Consider the following 8,297-nt stretch of genomic DNA (forward strand, 5'->3'; position numbering starts at 1 on the left):
GCTCTGAGCGATCGTTCATATTCATATCCGATTGAGGCGGGCTGCGCGAGTAGGCTGTCCGTACTTCGGGGCTGGAAGGCAGCGACGGGGTGAATTAATTGCTGTTAAATCGCGTATTCTGGCCGGTCGCAAGTCCCGGGGCTTGTGCTCCTCGGTCTTTCCGGCCTAACGTCAGCGGTAGTGAACGAACGATCAGCACCGCTCTCGATGGGAGTTTCTATGACTGCCGGTATCAGCGCCGACCTAGACCGTTTCCTGGCAGGCCTGGACGCCTTCATCGAGGCGGAGATCCGCCCGCTGCAGGCCCAGGACGACAATGAACGCTTCTTCGACTATCGCCGGGAGTGGGCGCGGACCGACTTCGACAACGACGGTCAGCCCCGGCCCGAATGGGAAGAGCTGCTCGCCGAGATGCGGCGCCGGGCCGATGCCGCCGGGTACCTCCGCTATGACCTGCCGGCAGCGGTCGGCGGCGGCGACGCGACCAGTGCGGCGATGGCGGCGATCCGGGAACACCTGGCCCACAAGGGACTCGGACTGCACAACGATCTGCAGGACGAGTCCTCGGTGGTCGGGAACTTTCCCGCCACCCATCTGATCCTGCGGTACGGCACCGCCGCCCAGATCGAGGAGTTCGCCGAGGCCAGCGTCACAGGCGAGCGTCGACTGGCCTTCGGGCTCACCGAGCCGGACCACGGGTCGGATGCCACCTGGATGAAGACCGTCGCGGAGCGCTCCGGCAGTGATTGGGTGATCACGGGTGAGAAGCGATGGAACACTGGTATGCACGCGGCCACCCATGACATCGTCTTCGCCCGGACCTCGGGTGCCCCCGGTGAGGCCCTGGGTATCACCGCCTTCGTGGTTCCGGTCGACACCGCCGGTTTGTCCATCGATCGCTTCCGCTGGACCCTGAACATGCCGACCGACCACGCCGACGTCACGCTGTCGAAGGTGCGGGTCAGCGATGCGGCGATCCTGGGTGGCGAAGGCCAGGGACTCGTGGTGGCCCAGGCCTTCCTGCACGAGAACCGGCTGCGGCAGGCGGCGTCCAGTCTGGGCGCGGCGCAGTACTGCATCGACGAGTCCGCCGCCTACGCGGGTCGGCGCGAGACTTTCGGCCAGCCGCTCGCCGCACGCCAGGCGATCCAGTGGCCGCTCGCCGAACTCCACACCGAAGCCGCGATGGTGCGGAGCCTCATCCGCGAAACCGCCGCGCGGCTCGACGAGATCGAGGATCCGCTCCCAATCTCTGACCGGGTGTCGATGTGCAACTACCGGGCCAATCGGCTCGTGTGTGACGCCGCGGATCAGGCGATGCAGATCCACGGCGGGATGGGCTACAGCCGCCATCTGCCGTTCGAGCACATCTACCGGCATCACCGGCGGTACCGGATCACCGAGGGCACCGAGGAGATCCAGATCCGTCGGATCGCCGGCTACCTGCTCGGATTCGGAAAACCGAAGTCGAAATGACCGACCCGAAAGCGCCCGGGACCGGAACGTGGCAGATGCATCGCCGGATGACGATCGCCGATCAGGTGGCCCGGCATGCCAGAGTCCGGCCCGACCGGACCGCGCTCAGTTTCGGCGGCCACGATCTGTCCTATCGAGCACTCGATCAGCGAGTGAACCGGGTGAGTCGGTCGCTGCGGACCCGCGGCGTCCGCCATGGGGATCGCGTGGCGATCCTCATGCGCAACCGCATCGAGTTTCTCGAATCCTTCTATGCCGTGGTGCGACTCGGTGCGATCGCCGTGCCGGTCAACTTCCGGCTGGTGGCGCCGGAGATCGGCTACATCCTGGCCGACAGCGGGGCGAAGGTGCTCATCACCGACGGCTCGGGTCTTGCTGCGGCCGGCCCGGCGCTGTCCGGCGGGACCGCGCGCAAGGTGATCACGGTCGGGCCCGTCGAAGCGTCGGCGAGGATCGACAGCGAGGACTACGAGGAACTGCTCGATCCGGACGGCAGCGTGATCCCCGAAGACGTGCTGCGCGAAACCGATCCGGCGGTGATCATGTACACCTCCGGGACCACCGGGCGCCCCAAGGGGGCGGTGCTCAGTCACCAGAACCTACTGATGAACTCGGTCAACTGCTCGCTGCTGCAGGGGGTCGGCGACGAGGATGAATGCTGGTACTCCGGCCTGCCGCTGTTCCACATCGCCGGACTCGCCGGCATCCTCATGTACCTGCTGACCGGCGGTCGCTCGATCATCGCCGATTCGGACGGCTTCGATGCGGTCGCGACGGTGGATCTGCTCGAACGTGAACGAGTGACCTCGTGCTACTTCGTGCCGACCCAGTGGCGGGAACTGTGCGAGGTCCCCGGCGTCACCGAACGCACCGCGGCGCTGCGCCGCATCTCCTGGGGAGCGTCTATCGCGCCGCGCTCGGTCCTGCAACGGATGGCAGAGAAGTTCCCCGGAAAACCCAACTTCAACATGTTCGGCCAGACCGAGATGAGCCCGGTGACCTGCGCGCTGCCGGGCGAGGACGCGATCCGGAAGATGGGCAGTGTCGGAAGGCCGCTGCCCAATGTGGAGATGCGGATCATCGGTGCCGACGGGGCCGATGTCGCGGTCGGTGAGATCGGCGAGGCGGTCTACCGCGGACCGACCACGATGCTGGGCTACTGGAACAATCCGGCGGCGACCGAGGCCGCCTTCGCCGGCGGTTGGTTCCACTCCGGCGACCTCTGCGTGATGGACGAGGAAGGGTTCGTCACCGTCGTCGACCGGATGAAAGACATGATCGTCTCCGGCGGGGAGAACATCTACAGCGCCGAGGTCGAGGCGGCGATCGAAAGTCATCCGCAGGTCGCCGAGGTGGCGGTGATCGGGGTCCCCCATCCGAAGTGGGTCGAGACACCGTTGGCGGTGATCGTGCCGGTCGATCCGGCGGATCCGCCGCAGGAGGCCGACGTCATCGCCCACTGCGCCCGGCATCTCGCGTCGTACAAGAAGCCCACCGCCGTGATGGTCGTGGCCGAACTGCCGCGCAATGCGACCGGGAAGATCCTGAAGTTCCGGCTGCGGGAGGACTTCAGTCCTGCGCGTTGATCAGCGCCTTGAGCCCCTTGACCGCCAGTTCGAGATCGGTGCGGCTCCGCAGACCGACGATGGTGAGCCCCCAGAGCATCACCGAGACGGCTTCCACCGTGGCGTCGCGATCCTCCGGGGCGATCTCGCCGTTGGCCACCGCCTGGTTGATGAGGCGGTCCAGGAACTCGTCCGTGTCACCGGGGCGTTCCCGGCCGGCGTCGTCGGAGATCCGTGAGTCGGTCCGATAACGCAGCGCCATCTGGGAGACCTCGGGCTTGGCTCTGATCCGGTCGGCCGCGGCATCGAGCATCGAGGCGATGGCCTCGGGAAGGCTCGTCTCGGTGGCCTCGTCGACCGCATCGCTGAAGTACCGGAAGGTCTCCGCCAGGGCCTCCTCGTAGGCGGCCTTGTACAGCTCCGGCTTGGAGCTGAAATAGAAGTACGTCGTGCCGTGGGTCATGCCGGCGATGGAACTGATCTCCCGGATGCTCGATCCGTCGTAGCCGTTCTTGCCGAACACTTCCATGGCGGCGTGGAGGATGTTCTTCCGGGACTCGCCACCGCCGCCGCCGACCGGCCGACCGACCGGCTGCGTGCCGGTGGATCGACCGGGAGCCTGGTTTTGCTTCACGGCTCGATGCTACTGATTACTGTGCGGCGGGTCGGCCGGTCCGGGGAGGACCTGGGTCCTCCGACCGTGTCAGGCCGGGACCGACGAATCCGGTGGTCGACCTCTCGCGCCGCCTTCGCCGCTCGCTCGCGACCCTGAAACCACACGGTCGCCGCCGGATCGTCGGTCGCGATGGACCGGGTGACCGACGCTCCGGCGAAGATCCGTTCGCTTCGGAGACGGCCCCGATCGAAGTCCAGGAAGACCGCACAGCGTTTCGACGACACGACGGCCACCGGCCGGCCGGTCTCGTCGGGGGAGACCTTGACCAGCGTGCCGTAGCCGGAGATGGTCTCTGGCGTCGCGGCCAGTTGCTCCCACGCCATCCACATCACAACCGGTGAGCGCACGTAGGCCGCCATCCGCGCGGTGAAGGCGTCGTGATCAAGGATCGAGGGCTCCGATGTCGAGCCGTCTTCGGAGCTGAGTTCGAACGCCGGATCCAGACCGGTCAGCAGTAGATCGAGGTCACCGACGAGTTCGCCGAGCATCCGGTTGTACAGCGCCGACAGGTGCTCGGCGGCCGGTGATCCGGCGCCGCGCTGCAGTCGGGCCACCCGATGCAGCGAGGCGACCGGATCCAGGCCCGATCCCGAGGCGGCGGCCATCAGCCACCGTCCCGTGCGGTCCGGACCCGCCCGAGGGTCACGATGAGATCTTCGTGCAGCTCCATCCAGGTGTCGTGGTAGGACCCCGACATGGGACGTGCGACGGCCGAGACGTCGCCGGAGCGGGCGCGTTCAAGGGCGGCCGCCAGCCGTGGCTCATAGCTCGCGAAGCGGGGCAGCCACCGAGTGAGGTCGGCGGTGAGATCGCAGACCTGCGAGTGCAGCTCGGTCAATGCGTCGAGCACCTTGCCGTCGTAGTCCGCGTCGTCATGGGAGTTGGGTACCGCCTCCCCGTCGACGGTGCGCATCTGCCATTCGGTGCAGACCTGTTTGAAGGCGCCGTTGATCTCGCAGAAGACCTCGTCGGCCTGTTCCAGGCGGTCGCGGTCAGAGGGATCGGTCACCTGGATCCGCTCCTCGTGGTGAGCGCGTCCCGCCGGTGTCAGCATCCAGCCGGCCAGCCGCCCCTTGGTCTCCTTGACGAAGCCCTCGTCCGCCAGCTCCGCCAGGATCGGAGTGACCGACTCGGCCGGAGCCAGCAGTACGGCGGCCACCCGGTCGGTGCCGGCCAGGCCGGAGACGCGCAGCGCATGGAGCACGAGCAGCGGCGTGACGTCCGGGGCCTGCGGGCCGCCGGCGGATCCGTTGGAGTCGGGGTTTGCAGCCGGTGCGGCACCGTTGGTGCTCGCCGCCGCGGCCTCGGTCCCGTTGGCGGCAGGCCCGGAGGTCTCCGGTTCGATGATCAGCCGCCCCCGCAGGATCCGGCCGGTGTCGGCGTCCACGGTGACGGCGTCGCCCTCGGAGAGATAGGTGTCGCCGAACCGGACCCCGTCCGGGGTGACGACGACGGTTTCGGCGCCGACGATGGTCGGCACGGCCAGCTCTCGGGCGGTGACGGCGGCGTGACTGACCAGCCCGCCGCGGGCGGTGACGATCCCGCAGGCCACCGCCATGCCGCTGATGTCGTCGGGGGAGGTCTCCGGCCGGATGAGGATCACGGCATGCCCCTCGTCGGCACGTTCCCGGGCGCGCTCGGCCGTCACACAGATCTCCCCGCTGGCCACACCGGGGGTGGCGGCGATGCCGGTGGCCAGTTCGATCTGGGGACGATCCGGGTCCAACCGGACAGTGGCGGTCGAGATGACCTCGGCCGGGACCGCCGGCGCGTCGATGATGCCCTCGCGCGCCAGATCCGCCTGAATCCGGGCGCGGGCCGTCGGGGTCGTCATCCCGGCTCGGGCCTGCAGGATGAACAACCGGCCGGACTCCACGGTGAACTCGATGTCCACCACATCACCGACCATCCGCTCCAGTCGGGCTCCGGTGTCCCACAACGATTCCCACACCTCCGGCAGACGTGCACCGAGGTCGCTGACCGGGCTGGTCGCGAACCGTCCGGAGACCACGTCCTCACCCTGGGCCTGGAAGAGAACATCGCCGAACGGCGTCTTCTCGCCGGTGTTGGGGTCGCGAGTGAACAGCACCCCGGTGGCGGAGCGCTCATCGAGGTTGCCGAACACCATCGACTGCACGGTCACGGCGGTGCCGAGATCGTCGCTGATGCCCTTCATCTCCCGATAGGCCTTCGCCCGCGGGTTCGACCAGGACCGCAGCACTGCGATGACCGCCTGTTCCAGCGCACGGTGGGGGTCGATCGGCAGGTCGTATCCCTGGCCGTCGTAGACGAGTTCGTAGGCGGCGGAGGTCAGCCGGGTTCGCTTGAGGTCGCTCAGCGGGAGATCGCCGGTGGCGCGTTCGGCCGCGGCGTCGAACTCCGCCTGCGGAATCTCGAGCACGATGGTGCCGAAGGATTCCAGGTATCTGCGGTAGACGTCCCAGGCGAACTCCGGAGTGGTCCGTTCGGCCAGTGCGTCACGGACCTGCGGCGTCATCCCGAGGTTCAGGACGGTGTCCATCATCCCCGGCATGGAGACCGGGGCGCCGGAGCGGACCGACACCAGCAACGGGGCGGCCGGGTCGCCGAGGCGTCGGTCTCGCGAGGCCTCGAGACCGGCGACCGCCGCCTGGATCTCGGCCGGCAGTCCGTCGGGAAGTGTTGCGGTGCGGTCGAATTCGCGGGACACCGTGGTCGTCACCACGAAGCCGGGCGGCACCTCGATGCCGGCGGCGATCATCTGGGCCAGGCCGTAGCCCTTTCCGCCCAATTGGGCACGGTCAAGGTTTCGAGCGTGATCGAGCGCGACGACTCGGGTCATCTGTACCTCCGGGTGAGGGACGCGGCAGCCGACGGCTGTGACTGAGGGCGGTCTGCGCGCCGCATGTGATCCAGTTAATATTGTAACTGTAATATTTGTAGGGGGGTCGGAATGTTCAGTCAAGTGAGAGGCGTGTGCGCCATGCAGAAAGACAACATCTTCATCGACGGTCGATGGGTGAAAAGCCACGGCACCGAGACGATCGAGGTCGTCGATCCGGCGCGGGAAACGGTGATCGGGACGGTTCCGGCCGGCACCGAAGCGGATGTGGACGCGGCGGTGAGCGCCGCCCGGAGTGCGCTCGACTCCTGGAGTGCGACGCCGGTGGCCGAGCGGTGCCGGTTTCTGACTCGGATCGCCGACGGCCTTAAGCAGCGGGCGGAGTCGCTCGCCGAGCTCATCACCGCCGAGCTGGGCTCGCCGCTGAGTATGAGCCGACAGGTGCAGGTCGGTTTCCCGGTCGCCAGTTTCCGGGAGGCGGCCGAGGTCGCGACGGGGTTCGACTGGGAGGAGGAGATCGGCCATTCGACCGTGGTGCGCGAACCGATCGGGGTGGTCGGTGCGATCACCCCGTGGAACTATCCGCTGCACCAGATCGCGGCCAAGGTCGCCTATGCGCTGGCCGCCGGCAACACCGTGGTGCTCAAGCCCAGCGAGGTGGTTCCGCTGAACGCCTGGGTGCTGGCCGAGGTGATCGAGGAGGCGGGTCTGCCTGCCGGGGTGTTCAACCTGGTCAGCGGTACCGGCTCGACGGTCGGGCATGCGCTCGCCGCCCATCCGGATGTCGACATGATCTCGTTCACCGGGTCGACCGAGGCCGGTAAGCGGGTCAGCGAAGCCGCGGCGGTCAACGTCAAGCGAGTCGCCGTCGAACTCGGTGGCAAGAGCCCCAACATCGTGCTCGACGGGGTGGACCTGCCGACGGCGATGCCGCGGATCGTCCGATCGGCGATGGCCAACAGCGGCCAGACCTGCTCGGCGCTGACGCGCCTGGTGGTCCCGGAGCATCTCCTGGCCGAGGTGGAGCGCCTGGCCAAGGTGGAGGCGGACTCGCTGGTCGTCGGCGATCCGGGGTCCGAGGACACCGCGCTGGGCCCCCTCGTGTCGCGGACCCAGCTCGAACGGGTCCTCGACTACATCAAACTGGGGACCACCGAAGGGGCTCGCCTGGTGACCGGCGGCGCCGATCCCGTCGAGGGGATCGACACCGGGTACTACGTCCGGCCGACCGTGTTCTCCGATGTCACACCCGAGATGACCATCCGCAACGAGGAGATCTTCGGACCGGTGCTTGTCATCGAGACCTACCGGACCGTGGACGAGGCGGTGGCGATCGCCAATGACACTCCGTACGGTCTGGCGGCCGGGATCTGGTCGGCCGATGCCGACAGCGCCCGGAAGCTGTCCCGTCGCATTCGGGCCGGGCAGATTTCGATCAACGGGGCCCGCACCAACCTGCGCGCCCCGTTCGGCGGCTATAAGCAGTCCGGCAACGGCCGCGAGTACGGCCGATTCGGTTTCGAGGAGTTCCTCGAAACCAAATCGATCCAGAATTAGTCAGGTCCTGTTAGGAAAGCGGTCCTGTCGTTGGTGATCGAGTGCGGCGAGCCCCTAGGCGAGTCGCGTATCGAGACCCGGTGAGGTCAGTGTGGACGCGAGTCCATAAGCAGCTCACGGGATCTCGATACGGGCTCGGCCTTGGGGCCTCGCCCTACTCGATCATCGAGATGGCGGCTACCGGTCGATTTATCGACCGTCG

Annotated in this window: 6 protein-coding genes; 3 read left to right on the plus strand and 3 right to left on the minus strand. The window is 67.6% G+C overall.

The window, feature by feature from the left end; genetic code table 11:
- Positions 1 to 219: 219 nt before the first annotated feature.
- Both ACLBYD_RS26980 and ACLBYD_RS26985 read left to right on the plus strand, forming a co-directional pair.
- Positions 220 to 1,476: an acyl-CoA dehydrogenase family protein gene (locus tag ACLBYD_RS26980; RefSeq protein ID WP_447818845.1), complete on the plus strand. Its 1,257-nt coding sequence runs from the start codon at positions 220 to 222 to the stop codon at positions 1,474 to 1,476.
- The gene (locus ACLBYD_RS26985; protein ID WP_447818846.1) at positions 1,473 to 3,062 is read left to right on the plus strand and encodes a long-chain-fatty-acid--CoA ligase; all 1,590 of its coding nucleotides are present in this window, start codon (positions 1,473 to 1,475) and stop codon (positions 3,060 to 3,062) included. Before ACLBYD_RS26980 ends, ACLBYD_RS26985 begins: the two co-directional genes overlap by 4 nt.
- On the opposite strand, the gene ACLBYD_RS26990 is transcribed toward ACLBYD_RS26985, so the two are convergent.
- Genes ACLBYD_RS26990 through ACLBYD_RS27000 form a run of 3 tightly spaced genes read right to left on the minus strand, consistent with a single transcriptional unit; the run spans position 3,046 to position 6,538 of the window.
- On the minus strand, positions 3,046 to 3,675 hold the full coding sequence (locus tag ACLBYD_RS26990) for a TetR family transcriptional regulator (protein ID WP_447818847.1): 630 nt from the start codon (positions 3,673 to 3,675) through the stop codon (positions 3,046 to 3,048). The two genes, ACLBYD_RS26985 and ACLBYD_RS26990, sit on opposite strands and share 17 nt — an antisense overlap.
- The gene (locus ACLBYD_RS26995) at positions 3,672 to 4,322 is read right to left on the minus strand and encodes a hypothetical protein (protein WP_447818848.1); all 651 of its coding nucleotides are present in this window, start codon (positions 4,320 to 4,322) and stop codon (positions 3,672 to 3,674) included. Before ACLBYD_RS26995 ends, ACLBYD_RS26990 begins: the two co-directional genes overlap by 4 nt.
- A complete protein-coding gene (locus ACLBYD_RS27000; protein WP_447818849.1) occupies positions 4,322 to 6,538 on the minus strand; it encodes a pyruvate, phosphate dikinase in 2,217 nt (738 codons plus the stop codon). The genes ACLBYD_RS26995 and ACLBYD_RS27000 overlap by 1 nt, the downstream gene beginning before the upstream one ends.
- 141 nt (positions 6,539 to 6,679) lie before the next feature.
- On the opposite strand from ACLBYD_RS27000, the gene ACLBYD_RS27005 reads away from it, so the two are divergent.
- Positions 6,680 to 8,095, plus strand: a complete 1,416-nt coding sequence (locus ACLBYD_RS27005) for an aldehyde dehydrogenase family protein (RefSeq protein ID WP_447818850.1) — start codon at positions 6,680 to 6,682, stop codon at positions 8,093 to 8,095.
- Positions 8,096 to 8,297 lie beyond the last annotated feature (202 nt).

It is taken from the genome of Rhodococcus sp. C26F (assembly GCF_053345925.1).